The organism is Sphingobacterium ginsenosidimutans (assembly GCF_039536865.1).
Taxonomy (GTDB): domain Bacteria; phylum Bacteroidota; class Bacteroidia; order Sphingobacteriales; family Sphingobacteriaceae; genus Sphingobacterium; species Sphingobacterium detergens.
On sequence record NZ_BAAAZK010000002.1, the window covers coordinates 2,002,147 to 2,016,616 of the forward strand.

Below are 14,470 nucleotides of genomic sequence, written 5' to 3' on the forward strand. Positions count from 1 at the left end.
TTAAGCTTTTGGATGAGCTTGTTTATAAATAGACTTCAATCGTTCTGCTGAGTTATGCGTGTAAACCTGCGTTGCAGCAAGCCCTGCATGTCCCAACAGTTCCTTAATTGCATTTAAATCCGCCCCATTATCTAATAGGGCCGTTGCGAACGTATGCCTCAAAATATGAGGGCTTCGTTTACCTTGAGTAGAAATCAGTGTCAGATACCGATGCACAATATCATAGATCAGCTTGGCATAGGCTGGTTTCCCTTCTTTTGTAACAATCAATAAGCTGTTATTAGTATCAACAAATTGCGACGCTTTTTGTTGCAAATAGTTTTTCAATTCTTTTACTAAAAGATCATTTATCGGAACAAGGCGTTCTTTGCTCCTTTTACCTAATATAAGAATATTTTTATTAAAAAAATCGATATCCTGCTCCTTTATTTTCAACAATTCAGCCAAGCGAATCCCTGTCCCAAAAAGCAATTCCATTACCAAATAATTCCGGCATGATTCAAAATCATCCTTCTCTTGTTCCAGATGATCCAACAGCTGAACTAACTTTTCCTTCTCCACAACAACGGGTAGCTTCTTCGCAGTTTTTAACGCCTTAATAAGGGTCATCGGATTTTTATCAAGGCATTCTTCACGTTGAAGAAATTTAAAATAGGTGCGCAGCGCAGACATACTTCGATTGACAGAACTGGCATTTTTACCTGACTCCATCATCTGAGCGAAGTAATGACGCAGATCCCGATAGACAACATCCGATAACACCAAACCCTCCACATTCAAAAAGGATTGAAACATTTCCAGTTCATGCCGATAAGCAATAACGGTATGTTCTGAATATCTTTTTTCAATCTGTAAATACCGGATAAATTCCTTTTCCAACATAATTTCCCTCACTATACTATCCTTAAATTACAAACTTAAAAGCACAAAAAAAAGGGAGAAGCAATGCTTTTCCCTTTATATTTTTAAATTCTCAGCGAATCAATTAGTTAGCCACATCTTGATTCAAAGATTGTTTGTAAATCGCTTTTTTCACTTGAATGCGACGAGTTACAGATCTCTTTTCATAAGCTTGACGTGAACGCAACTCTCTTAAAACTCCTGTTTTCTCGAATTTCTTCTTGAAACGTTTCAATGCTCTATCTAAAGATTCTCCTTCTTTTACATTTACGATAATCATGCGTTGTATATACCTCCTTTCGTCGCTTTTAAAATTTAAAGTGGGACAAAGGTACAATATTTCCATAGAATATGAAAAGAAAAATATTTTTTATAGCAGTCCAAATTCTGTTAGAATCGATTGCAATGGTTTTTCCTTGGTACACAGTGCTGTATGCCAACCCAACTGCTGTGCTGCAGCCAAATGCTGCGGGCTATCGTCAACGAACAATGTTTCTGCGGGATTCAACTGCTGCTCCGCCATCAGCAATTCGAAAATCTCGGCGTCGGGTTTGCGCATGCCGACTAAATGCGAATAGTAAGTTTTTTCAAAAAATCCGGCATTATCGGCCACACCATATTTTTCTTGAATATCATTCATACAATAGGCATAGTGAATCGCATTATTATTACTCAACAAAAAAGTACGGTACTTATCTTTCAATTGCAACAATAGTTCGTGATACCCTTTAGGGACTCCAATCAACAGACTGTTCCAAGCTGCATCAATTTCTGTATCGGTCAATGCTGGATTTTTAGTAACCTCCCGGATTCCATCCCGAAATTGCCTAGCATCAATTTTTCCCTTATCAAAATCGTCAAAAAGTGCACTTTGACCATGATGCCCAAAAACTTCGTCAACATTTTCTATACCTAACTGAGTAAAAGCAACTTTCAACTTTACAAAGTCGATCATGAAGATTACATTCCCATAATCAAGAACAATATTTTTAATTTTTTCCATCGAATTATTTTGAAATACCGATACAAATATCGATAATTGCATCGTCAAAACAGCACAACCAATGCCAAAATTGACAAAACAAACGACCTGCTCCTATAGCTCAGTCGGTTAGAGTAGAAGACTCATAATCTTTTGGTCCCTGGTTCGAGCCCAGGTGGGAGCACAAAACAAAAAGTCGCTTTTCTGAATAAGAAAGCGACTTTTTTGTTTTAATACCCACTAAAACGGCTACTTCAATTTATTCGCTTTGGGATAGCCCCGTTGGCCATCAAAGACAAACGAACGTATGTCCTTATCATTTTCTGGAAAATATACTATCGAAAATACAGATCAAACAGCCCAACAATAATCGCAGCGACCAAAATAAAAAATTCTATTTTGTTTACTTTTATAATACCAAATTTCCTGACAGCAAACCTATCAACAACGATAATCAACATCACAGGGACTAAAAGCCAAAGTCCATATAAAGCCGTCAGTTTGCTCTTCTCGCTACCGGAAAGCAATAATTCTGCTGAGTGATAAAGGACAAAAACCATCCAGCCTATTCCAAGTACCAGAAATAAGCTGATTTTTGTCCCAAAACGACTGCCTCCGCTCATAAATATTCCCCGCTTAATTCCAACCGTTTTTACGATTTTTCCCATTTAATTCTCTGAAATCTGATTTTCATCAGGCTATACAAAGCAAATGACAGTCTCAGTACCTCAAGAATTTTGTTAGCAAAGATCCGGTCATAGGTGTGGCATTTCATTAGATCTTAATGTTGATTGACATCATTATACTGCCACAGGACGTTTGCAATTTTCCAGGCGCCATTCAATTTCACAACATGGATATAATCAATCCATTCATCCGCAATTAGCTTAACAGAGGCGGTACGTGCCGAAACATCGAGAAATTTCACCTCTTTCTTTGGATTAGCGGGAAATTTATCTCCATTTTTATTGTAACTCTCTGCCAGTAGAATCATGGATTCACTAGTTGTCTCGCGCAAATAGTCTTTACCGGTAGCCTTATCCTTCCAAAAAGTTCGTTTCACCATCCGCGGATGCAAAGCTCGCTCCATTTGTTCAGGTTTTACCTGATGTTGCGATTCAATATAATCAAGGGCAGCTTGCTTGATCGCTACACTATCCTGTTTTGTCTGCGCCAATAAACTACAGGTACATGCTAAGAGCATGACCAGGGTAAAAGAATATTTTATTCTCATTTCAAAATTAATTTACTCGTTTCACTAAATAACACAATAAATCATTGGCTGATGATGGCAGTTAAAATCCGTAGACCCCTATTTATTATTCGCTGGATAAAACCTGTTTTTTAACTATTGAATGCTCCGTAGACTGATTTCATCGCCCTCGCCACATTAAATATCTTTTCTATTATCATCCGAGTCGATGTCAATCAGTTTGTTATACGGATCGATACCGACCTGAATGGGCTCCTGATCAACAATCAATGTCAACTTATTATTAATTTGATCAATACGATGTTTTCTCAGATAAAGCTCCTGTGGCTTTCCGTTTTTCTTATCCGTTGATTTTGAAAAAATCCCAACCTCAATATAATCCCTAAGGGGCAAAGATTCTAATGTCACCCGATCAGATTTCTTAAACACGAGTGGTTTGCTCCCTTGATCATTATAGCTCTTTTTGCCATTGGCATCCACGCGATATTTGGCCACTTCAAATTGAATATCAACTTGGTATTTTCCATTTTTCAGCTTTTTAGAACTTACACTCTCCACCTTATTGTTATACAAAGTAATCGTTTCAAACATATCTTTGATCAGATAACGCAACGAATCAGGTGTGGCTCTGCGAAAGGAATCCACAAACTCCAATGATGTTGTGTAAGGCGGATTTTGGAAGGCTGTACTTTTCAGATACGCTTTTGCTGTCTGGTTGAAAACAGTTTCACCTAGATAATCACTCAGTGCGTACAATACCAACGACCCTTTCTGATAATGGATATACATCTGATTTTCGTTGTACATCAATGGTCTTTCACCCAATGTCTCCGACCCCCTACCTTTTAAATAGCCATCCAGCGCGTCTTTGAGAAACTTACGCATCTGTCCCTTTCCATACCTTTTTTCGAGGACTTTCAAAGACGAATATTCAGACATACTTTCAGACATCAACGTTGCTCCCTGCGCGTTGGCACCAACCACCTGATGGGCCCACCACTGGTGGGCTATCTCGTGTGCTGTGACAGCATAGGGATAATCCACCGCATCATCTTTCTTCTCATTCACATCTGCTATAAAGCCTATTGCCTCGGAAAAAGGAATGGTGTTGGCAAAAGACTGCGCAAACGTTCCGGCTGTCCGGGGAAATTCAACAATACGCAACTGCCGATGCTGATAAGGACTATATTCCGCAGTATAATACGCTAAAGAGGCCTTGCTCGAAGCCATCATCCGATCGAGGTTGTAGGTATGTCCTTTGTGGTAATATATCTCTAAGTTGACCCCATTCCATTTGTCTTTTTTAATTTCATAGCGAGCAGAGTTAAACGCAAAGAAATTCAATATCGACGAATCCATTTTATACTGATAATATTTCCGTCCATCTTTCTCCCATTGCTTGGTCAGGTACCCCGGAGCTATGGCCAGCTGGTCCGGATCCGTGCTCACAGTCGCCTCAAACCGGACCCAATCCGCATCATTTGAGATATAATTATTCCGCAGTGCCATTGAATCAGTGGGTGGAGCCATACGATCGCGATGAGGTAATCCGTATTTCTTGCGGATATCATTATCCACCAGTTCACCCCGATCCAAATACCCAATGTTTGGAAACAACATATTGTTGATAAAGGTTCCATTACCTTTGACAGGAGACTTCTCGTTCACCCAGGTATTGGAAGGGCTAGTTGTACTGAAATTTAAGACGATGGAATCTCCTGGAGCCATTGGCTTGGCTAACTTGTAGATATTGAAATTGTAAATATCATCTGTAGAGACCAACTTATTGGGAACATTGAAGGAGAAAGTATAGTCATAATCATTATAATTGACAAAAATAGAATCTATAGCGACTGCAGTCTTATTCTTTAACACATAGGAAGCTTGCGCTTTAAAACTACGCCCAGAAGGATAGATATCCATATTAAACTTAATATCAACAACACGGGGCTGTGGCCGAAATTGATATTTTTTATACTTCTTTTCCCATTCCACAGATTGTTTTTCGTGATCCAAGCTGGTATAATAAGGGTTTTTAATATGATCTTCATAATATATCCCACTACCGATAGCAACAAAACCAACAAAACTCAGGATAAGTACGGTCATAGTACTCGCCTTTACATTCGATCGTAAAATAGTCCAGCGCTCTCTTATACCAGAGAATCCACCCCTACGCCATAACAAAAGGGCTAGGGTCAGAAAAAACACAGCGAACAACAGCCAATACACCCGATAGGTTAAAAAAGGCAAGATATAGCCAAAACCGTCCATATCCGAATAATCGAGATCAGGCCCCTTGTTAAATTGATAAATCGCCTGCTCTACCCCTACAAAAGACAAAAATGGCAATCCAATAAATAAAGTTAACAGGATAAAAAAACCAGCCAGATAGTTCTTGAAGAGCGTATGTACAAAGATGGCTACAAATAGCCATACGATATTTCCCAACATACCATATACCATCAAGTGTATCACGTACTGCCCGATTTCGAAATTATAATAATGATGGTAAACCTGAAATGCCATACAGGTGAGCATTACCACCGCGAGCAGGGTCAATTGCATCATGATGATCGCGATTATTTTGGAGCCCATGAGTGTCCAGTTCGGAACGGGTGTCGCATCCAATAATCCGCCCATTCGTGTAATGCTACCGCGATGGACCAATAAACCGCTGAAGAGGAAAGTCAAGATCAACAAAAAGAACTTAAAAGTCGTACCTGGTATCATCAGCATTTTCCAGGTAACAGGATAAGTCGAGGTACCGAATATTGTACCGATTGTACTAGCCATCAAGATGATAAAAAGTACACCAACCAAAGTCAAAATCAAAAAGACTGGATTCTTAACAATATAGCGATAATCATACCGTGCCATTGTCCAGGTTGTTTTCAAGTAATGGGTTATTGAAAAATCGTAACCCACTTTCGGGAGGTTGATACGAAAAACGCTGTCAAAGTTATTTTTTGTCAAGCGTTTTCCTTTTTTCCCTGTCTTGATCGAGATGGAGTCCTGCGAGAAAGAAAACAACAGGTAAAATCCACCAATAAATAAAGCCGCTACAGCTAGCCAAATCAGTCGATTATAAATTATTGCACCAAGAAAAGGAAGATTGCTTGTATTCTTTTCTTCGGGAGACCAATATTGCGTATAGTAAGAAATGGCACTATCGCCAAAAGGGTCTATCAATGCCCCTAAGTAACGATTATCGGCATTGTCAGTCAGGTTTTGAATAAGCACCTGTAAAATGATAAGCACCAAAACGGCGACAAAACCGACATACACATTGCGGGTGAAGGTTACCAATACGAAAATAATGGCACTTAGGATAACCAGATTAGGAATAACCTGAATCAGATAGGTTTGAAAGTAAGCTAAAACATGTACCGGCCCCAATAAGCTTGAATTGATACCAGGGACAAACTGTGCGACAATAATACCTAGCGTGGATGCCAGTACGATTATAAGTACAACAGCAACTGATCCAAAAAACTTACCCAGTAAATAGTCTGTTTTGGTAAATGGGTAACTAAACAGGATGGTATGTACATTATATTGATAATCCCGGTACACACAAGCCCCCACAATGGAGGGTATCAAGAAATAGATCAATGAGGACATCCCATTAATCATCCCGTTAATAGCCCAAGGGGAATTTCTGATCGTATTGGATGAAGTAGTCGCTGTGACCCCGTCAAATATGCCCAAGGAAGAGAGCATGATGAACAACGATAGTGCAAAGAATAGAGCCATATAAATATAGACGGCAGCATTCTTAAACCAACGGGTAAACTCAAATTTAAAAATCGGACTAAACATGGCGCTGGTCATTTTTTAATGCTACAAAATAAACATCTTCCAGTTGCCCTTGCGCATTGACAAAAGATTCATCTGGTTGCACATCGCTATAAACCCGGATATTGAGCGTATTATCCTGATTGTAGTTGGTGGAAATGACATTATATTTCTGGGTATATTCATCCAATTGATCGCGACTAATAATACGCACCCAGATCTTGCCTTCTAATTGTTCTATCGTTTCCTTTGGCGTCCCCCGCAATAGTATCTTACCGCCATTGAGGATCGCAAGTTCATGGCATAATTCACGTACATCATCCACAATATGTGTAGAGAAAATAACGGTATGATCGGTACCGATCTCCCGTAAGACATTCAAAAAACGATGTCTTTCAGCTGGATCCAGTCCAGCGGTGGGCTCATCAACAATAATCAGTTTTGGATCATTCAATAATAATTGGGCTATTCCAAATCGCTGTTTCATCCCACCTGAATAGCCACTGACACTCTTATTACGAACATCCCAAAGATTGGTAACCTCGAGCACACGCTTGATGATCGCCTGTCTGTCGGCACTTGTTTTAATGCCTTTGAGCTTCGCAAAGTACTGCAACAAATCTGTTGCTGAAAGGTTCGGATAAACACCGAATTCCTGTGGTAGGTAACCTAAAACCTTTCGCAGTTCCATCTGCCTACCAAGCACATCAATATCACCAAAAGTAATACGACCGCTATCTGGCTTTTGTAGTGTCGCAATAGTACGCATCAAAGATGACTTTCCCGCTCCATTTGGTCCGAGAAGACCAAACATCCCCGGTTTAATTTCCAAATTCACTTCATCAAGGGCTTTTACACCATTCGGATAGGTTTTACTGAGGCTTTCTATTGATAAGTTCATAAATAAGTTTAACTGTTAATAATTTGTTAGTATGCTAAAACGACAATTTGTTACAACAATATAACAAAAGTTCACAAGAAAGTCCGTAGATCTATCTATTTTTCAGCGCAATATCAACTAAAAACAGTTATTGATTACAAGGCTTCCACATCTCGAAAAACGGTGGAAACAAATTGGCCTGATTAAAGCTCTCAAAGTTTTATCTCAAACAAACTTACGGTAGCATTGTCATAATGCGCCGGTAAGCCTGCTGTATTACGAAGCTTCTTTAATCCCAAAAAATCAAACCCACATTTCGTGTAGTGGTCAATCAGTCCTTTATTCTCACCTACTGTATCCAATCGGACAAACTTCTTATTATTTGCAATTGCATATTCAATCGACCAATTCACAATAGTGTTAACAAGATTCTTACCTCTAAAATTGGGATTCGTTGCGATGCGATGGATGTAAACTGCCGGATCGTCATTTCTCTCCTCCCAAATGTCAGGGTCGTCGAATGTTGTCGCCCAGACACAGGCGATATCCTGATCTGCAATCATTTTCCATTGCCTATTCTCCTTCAGCTCCTGTTCGATAAGCTTCCGATCAAACTCAGGCCAATAAACCATGGATTTTGCCTTTTGAAAATCAGTTGCAATCCTATAAAACTTAAAGATCGAGTCAATATCGTGAAGTGTGCTATTTTGTATCTGTAATTCCATCATGATGACTAAGCTATTGATAATAAAACTGTGCCTAAAGCACATACAAAGTTACACTCCCTCTCATCGTTGTAATGGGTACAGATCAGACACATCTTACGGTCTCAGTAACGCTGTCCGAAAGAATATCATGAGTTTAAAATCGTCGCAATAGGGGTTGCGTACTACAGCGGAATGAGCCACCAAAACTTCTGCTGATCTGGAAGTCAACATATTCGACATGTATCCCGTAAAGCGAAAGCTTATCGCCAATAGGTTTAAATACAGGGTCAGTGACGTAAACATTGGGGTTGATCGGTAGACCATTGGTTGCCAACTGTCCCGCCTCGCTTAGGGTAACGTTAATCTTATCCCATTGTTTTAAATGTTCCGGTATGCCGTCAAGAAATGCATCCTCACAAACAACCATTAGTCCTTCACGAATAAGTCCGAGAGCACAATCCAAATGTAAAATATCCGGATGCAATCTTATTTCCTCGACCTGATAACCATAAGATTTAAGTAATTTTGACAGCCATCGGATACCCAGGCTATTGGATGCAAGCCCAGAGTTACCGACAAATACCTGTTTGCCAAGGACCAATACATCACCACCCTCGATAAAAGGTCCGTGCCAGCGCGAAAGATCACCATGATCATGGATCGCAGGTTTGGGTGCGGCAACATAGAGGCAATCATCTGGATAGACCTGTTGTTCAAAAATATCCCGAATCGGCAAGATTTCATTTGTGCGTTGAAGAAAACGCAAGGAACCTTCTATGACAGCATTACCCACAGTAAAAAATGGATCACGCACAAAGAAGTTGGCATAACCATCGTCAGCTCCGACTTCCTTCTCCAAGTTTGTCAACAGACGAGGACGCAACACTTCTACCCCATATTTTTCCAGTACAGCAGCAAAATTTGAGCGTTCAAGATCCCATGCTTTTTGTTGCTCAGGATATACTTCCGCGAAATCTTTTCCTGCATTTGTAACATCACTTTCTGTGTTGGTATCGGGGAGAAAACGGAGATCGTCCGCTCGAACTGCTTTTGGAAATCCAAACTCTGAAACCGCCAAGATCACTTTTTGTAAAGGAGCGAACTCATTTTCTACATATACCATAACAATAAAGCTTTTTTATAATACTACTGATTTTGCCTTAACTTAACAAAAAAATAAGATTTAGAAAACACTATTGAATCCCCAATATCCATCTTACGTCAAAAATATCTGTTACTTCTACCAGCTGGTCCGTCTCATTATTTCCCAATACCGCCTGTCGTCCAGCCGTCAGCTTGGTGACAAGCTGACCACGATCAACCACATTTGCACAGGGCAAAAACACCGAAAGATAATTACCGATTTTTCGTCCATCATCATGTACCAGATCTGAGCCGTAGATAACCACATTTGGGGAAGTAAGAGAGGCACTTACAATGGGCAGTTCTGCATACCCATTTATCTTTTTATCCAGCCTGTCAAAATCTAGGCTCCCGCCAAAACATGACTGGTAAAAGGTAAGCGCCTTTCTACAATTTCCCGAAAATGTGATAAAAACCCCGCTTCTTAACCGTTCCATATCCTAAACAAATTGAATTAAACTATGCGTCTGGTATGACGGGCTCCACAAGTTTTTTCATTTTTTCCAAAGATTCCTGCCATCCCAAATAACACATTTCTGCTGGAATAACTTCAGGAATTCCTGTTTGCTCTATTTTAAGTTCAGTACCGCAGCTGACAGCACGCAAAGAAACTGTCGTTGTCATTTCTCCGGGTAAATTTGGATCATCAAAGCGATCGACATACTTGATAAATTCATTGGCTGTAATTTCCAAATACTCTCCACCAAAGGAATGACCATTACCTGTACCAAAATTGATAAATGTCATCTTAAATTGACCACCTACTTTAAAATCCATCTGCTGTACAGTACAGACAAAACCATAAGGGGGTAACCAAGTAGCCTGTGCTACTGGATCCGCGAATGCGCGGAAGACTTTTTCAGGGCTTGCCTGAATAACCCGATGTAAAGAAACACTATTTGTTTTCATCTCGATTGATTGTTTATAATGTAAATAGATAATACTACCTTTTTGTTCTTTCTAATAATTCTCAATAAACCTATCCTTTCGGATGGGCACACTGTCATACCAAGATATTACGATATCGCCGATGCGCCAGTATATGCATTCTGCTGCGAGGTACGACTTGTACCTGCTAGCTTTGACCGATAGACATAAGATAACATCAGTATACCCAATACAATAAGTGGCAATAACATGAATGTTATATTTTTATCCACGCAAGCGTGACTGATAAAGGCAAATAGCAAACTGAATGTCAATCCTGCATAAGCCCATTCTTTTAGTTTAGCCGGAAACTGTGGAATGGCAATGGCAATGACCCCTAAAACTTTACAGATAATAAGGGCATAGGCAAAATAATCCGGGTAGCCCAAGGGTTTGGTTCCTGCGTTCATATATTGTGGTGCAAATAGTAATGTGCCCAGTGGCATAACGCCTTCCCAGATAACAATAAATATTGTCGCTATCCAGAAGATAATTTTATTCTTTTTCATGATGTTGGTATTTTATGGTGATTAATTTGTTGATTCAACGTGTTTTACAAAATTATTGAGAATAGCTTGCCAACCTTGCTTCTGAAATTCAGGATCATTCATCTGCTCCGCATCAAAAGTGGTACTCATGATTGTCTTTCCATCTCTTTCAGAAAATACGGTGCTTACTGTCCGACCATCAGACATGGTATAGGCGATTTCTTGATGCAATTCAACCTTATCATAAGTTCCTTCAAAATCGAATCCAAAACTTCCATCCTTTGCTTCCATCCGATTTTTAAAAGTACCATTCACACGCAAGTCGTTTTGACTGCTTGGACAATGCCAGCTTGGATCCGCAGCATTCCATTGCATAATATCTGCTGGCGCATTCCATTGTTGCCATACCTTTTCTACTGGCGCGTTTACCGCTGCTTCTACCTTAATTTTTGTTTGTCTTTCCATGATTTCTTTTTATTTGTTGATTATGATATAGCAAAGATGCGAAGGATTTTAAGGGGCGGCACATTGTAAAAACGACAACTTTAGGGGTGGATTACGACAAAAACAATTTGTACCTTTATCCTATAAACCAAAAAGATATGCAAATCTCTGTTTTTGTTCCCCAATATGGTACTATTGAAGGTATTACGCCGGCATTTAGAACCTTTCTTACGGCCAATGAATTTCTTTCGGCTTTTGGAAAGAAACCGATATTCAATGTTGAGTATGTAGGTCTTAGTGAATATGTACCGGCCAACAGCGGTGAGTATACCATAAAAACCAATCGTTTGCTGCAAGATGTGGAACGGACAGACCTATTAATCATACCCCCGACTTTCGGAGATATTGACACCGGAATAAGGGATAATGCCGAGGCCATACCTTATTTCAGAAAACTCCATTTAAAAGGTACCCGCCTGGCCAGCTTATGTGTAGGAGCTTTCCTTTTAGCTGAAACGGGTTTATTAAATGGTAAAAAATGCTCAACCCATTGGGCCTATGTCAGCGAATTCAAGGAAAAATACCCTGAAATAGAAGTCGAAGATGGGGCCGTTATTACAGAAAACGATAATATTTACAGCAGTGGTGGCGCCAGCAGCCTGTGGAATTTGATACTATATCTTGTCGAAAAATTTTCCGACCGCGAAACGGCGGTTATGATCGCCAAATATTTTGCACTGGATATCAGCCGTGACAGTCAGTCCCAATTTGCGATATTCCGCGGCCAACGTAATCACGAAGACCTGGATATCCAGAAAGCGCAGGATTATATTGAACTAAAGTATGAGGAAAAAATTACGGTCGAAGATTTAGCCAATTTTGTTAATATTGGCCGCCGAACTTTTGAACGAAGATTTAAAGAAGCAACAAATAATACGCCCGTGGAGTATATCCAGCGTGTACGCATAGAGGCCGCAAAGAAATTTTTTGAAGCTTCAAGGAAGAACGTTTCCCAAGTGATGTATGATGTCGGATACACAGATACAAAAGCATTTCGGGATATTTTCAAAAAAATAACAGGCCTTACGCCTATAGAGTATCGAAACAAGTTTGCTAAAGTCGCTTAAGAGAGAAAGACTTATTAACAAAAAGTAGCTGAATAGCATAACAATAAAATCAGAAAGCCACCCGATATCAGGTGGCTTTCCAATACGGTTTCTTATACCTATTTTTTCAGCATCATTTCCCGGATATATTTTACGGGCGAATTACCAAAGCTCAGAAATTTCTCATTGAAGGCTTTTAGCTTAAATTGAGCACCCTCCTCCTTTTTCACAGCTTCTCTTAAATCATAGATTTCTTTATATCCCGTAAAATAAGATGTTAGCTGTACGCTACTAACAGATACCCTTTTCCATTTCCCGGCGGCCTCTGCCTGCTGTTGAAACGCTTCGTCAACCAATAAATGCATGGCATCCTTTTCACTCATATTCTTCACATGCACACTATAGTCCAAAATAGCGTTACATACAGTACGTAGATGCCATTTATACCACATCAACCACATTTCAGGTGCGTTATCGCCATAGCCATTTTCTAACATCATCTGCTCGGTATATACAGCCCAGCCTTCGATCATGGCTCCATTCCCCAAAACACTCTTGATTAAGCTAGGCGACTGGTTGGCATAGACCAACTGCGTATAATGCCCCGGAATAGCCTCGTGAATATTCAAAATCTGCAAAATATAGTGATTATATTCCCGTAGATAGCTTTCTGAAGCTTCTTTGGTCCATCCAGCAAGACTTCCAACATTGTAATATGTATTCCCACCTTTATCATAGGGACCCGGAGCACTGATAGACGCTCCAGCAACACCGGCCATATACGCAGGTTCTTTCCGTACGACCAAAGGTTTGCTATCATCAATGTACAGGAGATCTTTCTTTTTCACAAATTCCACCAATTTTGGTATCTGCGCTTCAATGGCCGATTGAAATTCATCTGCTTTGACGTGATTGACAGACAAGGTATCAATCATCTTGCGAATAAGCACCAAACTATCTGTGGGTTGTACCGCCTTTCCAAAATACTTTGGCCACAGTTCCTTACTGATTTTATACATTTCAGCATGTAAATAGCTCTTGCGTGCCATTGCCGCATCATAGATCTGTGCAGCAGTAGACCCCGACTGGATATCAAACTTGAACTTTTGATCGTATAGCTCCTGCCCCAATCTAAAGCTTCGTGGCGATGGATTCGGGTTCGTTTTTAAAAACGTTACAAATCCATTGATCGCCTTTACGGCCTGATCGGCTTTCGCTTGAATAGCCGCTTTTTCAGTCGCTGGAAGACTAGATTTTTTCAAGGAATCACGCAGATCCGTTTCAAACACAGATAATCCACCCAAATTCTGCTGTATGGCCAGATCTGTTAATACCAACGCTGGATTCTTAATCTGTCCTTTCGCAGCCTCATAATACGCTGGAATATGTGCCATCCGTTGTTCAATAGCGTGAAGACGATCATGCAATGGGGCATAATTCTCAGCCAACATAAAGGCGATAGTTCCACTTACATTGTAAGATGAAGGATTCCATTCGTAAGAACGCTCTTTTTCGATTGACCATACATTAGATTCCAGGTAGTTCTGGATCAGGTGGTAATCCGTCTGTTGTGAGAGATTCAGCTCGTTCAGATCAAAACTTTTCAATTGATCTAAATGTTGCTTAGAAAATTCCAAACGTAATGCCCTGCTTTTGGCATCGGGGATCGTCAACAACGAATCGTAACGGTGAAAGCCTACCTGTGTGGCCCATTCTGGATTTTCTTTCCAGAGCTGCTCGATGAATCGATCTTCATAAGCTTTAAAATTTGCATTCGAAGTCGTATCCGCAAGGGCTTTTTTTGTATTGGACCCCGACCCGCAGGATGCCAAGATTCCCAAACCCAGGACAGTGAATGTATATGTTATCAGTTTCATTGGAG

At 40.1% G+C, this 14,470-nt stretch carries 15 protein-coding genes and 1 tRNA gene; 2 read left to right on the forward strand and 14 right to left on the reverse strand.

Annotated elements, in window-relative coordinates:
• From ABFX33_RS08245 to ABFX33_RS08255, 3 genes are all read right to left on the reverse strand, one after another.
• Positions 1-882, reverse strand: a complete 882-nt coding sequence (locus ABFX33_RS08245) for a tyrosine-type recombinase/integrase (protein WP_346085428.1) — start codon at positions 880-882, stop codon at positions 1-3.
• Between the two features lie 103 nt (positions 883-985).
• Complete coding sequence (gene rpsU, locus ABFX33_RS08250; protein WP_046672133.1) at positions 986-1,180, reverse strand: 30S ribosomal protein S21; 195 nt, start codon at positions 1,178-1,180, stop codon at positions 986-988.
• 90 nt (positions 1,181-1,270) lie between these two features.
• Positions 1,271-1,903: an HAD family hydrolase gene (locus tag ABFX33_RS08255; protein WP_346085430.1), complete on the reverse strand. Its 633-nt coding sequence runs from the start codon at positions 1,901-1,903 to the stop codon at positions 1,271-1,273.
• An 89-nt stretch (positions 1,904-1,992) separates the two neighbouring features.
• Between ABFX33_RS08255 and ABFX33_RS08260 the strand changes: the two genes are divergently transcribed.
• A tRNA-Ile gene (locus ABFX33_RS08260) sits at positions 1,993-2,066 on the forward strand.
• Positions 2,067-2,217: 151 nt separating this feature from the next.
• Here ABFX33_RS08260 and ABFX33_RS08265 read toward each other — a convergent pair.
• The 10 genes from ABFX33_RS08265 to ABFX33_RS08310 form a co-directional block, all read right to left on the reverse strand.
• Positions 2,218-2,550: a hypothetical protein gene (locus ABFX33_RS08265; protein ID WP_346085431.1), complete on the reverse strand. Its 333-nt coding sequence runs from the start codon at positions 2,548-2,550 to the stop codon at positions 2,218-2,220.
• A 113-nt stretch (positions 2,551-2,663) separates the two neighbouring features.
• A complete protein-coding gene (locus tag ABFX33_RS08270; RefSeq protein WP_257087842.1) occupies positions 2,664-3,116 on the reverse strand; it encodes a nuclear transport factor 2 family protein in 453 nt (150 codons plus the stop codon).
• 156 nt (positions 3,117-3,272) lie between these two features.
• On the reverse strand, positions 3,273-6,917 hold the full coding sequence (locus ABFX33_RS08275) for a M1 family aminopeptidase (protein ID WP_346085434.1): 3,645 nt from the start codon (positions 6,915-6,917) through the stop codon (positions 3,273-3,275).
• Positions 6,910-7,794 (reverse strand): ABC transporter ATP-binding protein, encoded by an 885-nt coding sequence (locus ABFX33_RS08280; protein WP_120259130.1) that lies wholly within the window; start codon positions 7,792-7,794, stop codon positions 6,910-6,912. The genes ABFX33_RS08275 and ABFX33_RS08280 overlap by 8 nt, the downstream gene beginning before the upstream one ends.
• Positions 7,795-7,985: 191 nt before the next feature.
• A complete protein-coding gene (locus ABFX33_RS08285) occupies positions 7,986-8,501 on the reverse strand; it encodes a GNAT family N-acetyltransferase (protein ID WP_346085436.1) in 516 nt (171 codons plus the stop codon).
• A gap of 133 nt (positions 8,502-8,634) precedes the next feature.
• Positions 8,635-9,603 carry a dimethylarginine dimethylaminohydrolase family protein gene (locus ABFX33_RS08290; protein WP_346085437.1) on the reverse strand — a complete coding sequence of 323 codons (969 nt, stop codon included), beginning with the start codon at positions 9,601-9,603 and terminating at the stop codon, positions 8,635-8,637.
• A gap of 70 nt (positions 9,604-9,673) precedes the next feature.
• Positions 9,674-10,060 carry a VOC family protein gene (locus ABFX33_RS08295; RefSeq protein WP_120259132.1) on the reverse strand — a complete coding sequence of 129 codons (387 nt, stop codon included), beginning with the start codon at positions 10,058-10,060 and terminating at the stop codon, positions 9,674-9,676.
• 22 nt (positions 10,061-10,082) lie between these two features.
• On the reverse strand, positions 10,083-10,532 hold the full coding sequence (locus ABFX33_RS08300; protein WP_120259133.1) for an SRPBCC family protein: 450 nt from the start codon (positions 10,530-10,532) through the stop codon (positions 10,083-10,085).
• Between the two features lie 107 nt (positions 10,533-10,639).
• Positions 10,640-11,059 (reverse strand): DoxX family protein, encoded by a 420-nt coding sequence (locus ABFX33_RS08305; protein ID WP_257087827.1) that lies wholly within the window; start codon positions 11,057-11,059, stop codon positions 10,640-10,642.
• 21 nt (positions 11,060-11,080) lie between these two features.
• The gene (locus ABFX33_RS08310) at positions 11,081-11,503 is read right to left on the reverse strand and encodes an SRPBCC family protein (protein WP_120259135.1); all 423 of its coding nucleotides are present in this window, start codon (positions 11,501-11,503) and stop codon (positions 11,081-11,083) included.
• Between the two features lie 137 nt (positions 11,504-11,640).
• On the opposite strand from ABFX33_RS08310, the gene ABFX33_RS08315 reads away from it, so the two are divergent.
• Positions 11,641-12,609, forward strand: a complete 969-nt coding sequence (locus tag ABFX33_RS08315; protein ID WP_259183416.1) for a GlxA family transcriptional regulator — start codon at positions 11,641-11,643, stop codon at positions 12,607-12,609.
• A gap of 98 nt (positions 12,610-12,707) precedes the next feature.
• Here ABFX33_RS08315 and ABFX33_RS08320 read toward each other — a convergent pair whose 3' ends face one another.
• Positions 12,708-14,465 (reverse strand): DUF885 domain-containing protein, encoded by a 1,758-nt coding sequence (locus tag ABFX33_RS08320; RefSeq protein ID WP_346085439.1) that lies wholly within the window; start codon positions 14,463-14,465, stop codon positions 12,708-12,710.
• Positions 14,466-14,470: the final 5 nt, after the last annotated feature.

Coding starts and splice junctions, on each gene's coding strand:
- ABFX33_RS08245 (WP_346085428.1), bottom strand. CDS start 882: ATGTTGGAAAAGGAATTTATCCGGTATTTACAGATTGAAAAAAGATAT.
- rpsU (WP_046672133.1), bottom strand. CDS start 1,180: ATGATTATCGTAAATGTAAAAGAAGGAGAATCTTTAGATAGAGCATTG.
- ABFX33_RS08255 (WP_346085430.1), bottom strand. CDS start 1,903: ATGGAAAAAATTAAAAATATTGTTCTTGATTATGGGAATGTAATCTTC.
- ABFX33_RS08265 (WP_346085431.1), bottom strand. CDS start 2,550: ATGGGAAAAATCGTAAAAACGGTTGGAATTAAGCGGGGAATATTTATG.
- ABFX33_RS08270 (WP_257087842.1), bottom strand. CDS start 3,116: ATGAGAATAAAATATTCTTTTACCCTGGTCATGCTCTTAGCATGTACC.
- ABFX33_RS08275 (WP_346085434.1), bottom strand. CDS start 6,917: ATGTTTAGTCCGATTTTTAAATTTGAGTTTACCCGTTGGTTTAAGAAT.
- ABFX33_RS08280 (WP_120259130.1), bottom strand. CDS start 7,794: ATGAACTTATCAATAGAAAGCCTCAGTAAAACCTATCCGAATGGTGTA.
- ABFX33_RS08285 (WP_346085436.1), bottom strand. CDS start 8,501: ATGATGGAATTACAGATACAAAATAGCACACTTCACGATATTGACTCG.
- ABFX33_RS08290 (WP_346085437.1), bottom strand. CDS start 9,603: ATGGTATATGTAGAAAATGAGTTCGCTCCTTTACAAAAAGTGATCTTG.
- ABFX33_RS08295 (WP_120259132.1), bottom strand. CDS start 10,060: ATGGAACGGTTAAGAAGCGGGGTTTTTATCACATTTTCGGGAAATTGT.
- ABFX33_RS08300 (WP_120259133.1), bottom strand. CDS start 10,532: ATGAAAACAAATAGTGTTTCTTTACATCGGGTTATTCAGGCAAGCCCT.
- ABFX33_RS08305 (WP_257087827.1), bottom strand. CDS start 11,059: ATGAAAAAGAATAAAATTATCTTCTGGATAGCGACAATATTTATTGTT.
- ABFX33_RS08310 (WP_120259135.1), bottom strand. CDS start 11,503: ATGGAAAGACAAACAAAAATTAAGGTAGAAGCAGCGGTAAACGCGCCA.
- ABFX33_RS08315 (WP_259183416.1), top strand. CDS start 11,641: ATGCAAATCTCTGTTTTTGTTCCCCAATATGGTACTATTGAAGGTATT.
- ABFX33_RS08320 (WP_346085439.1), bottom strand. CDS start 14,465: ATGAAACTGATAACATATACATTCACTGTCCTGGGTTTGGGAATCTTG.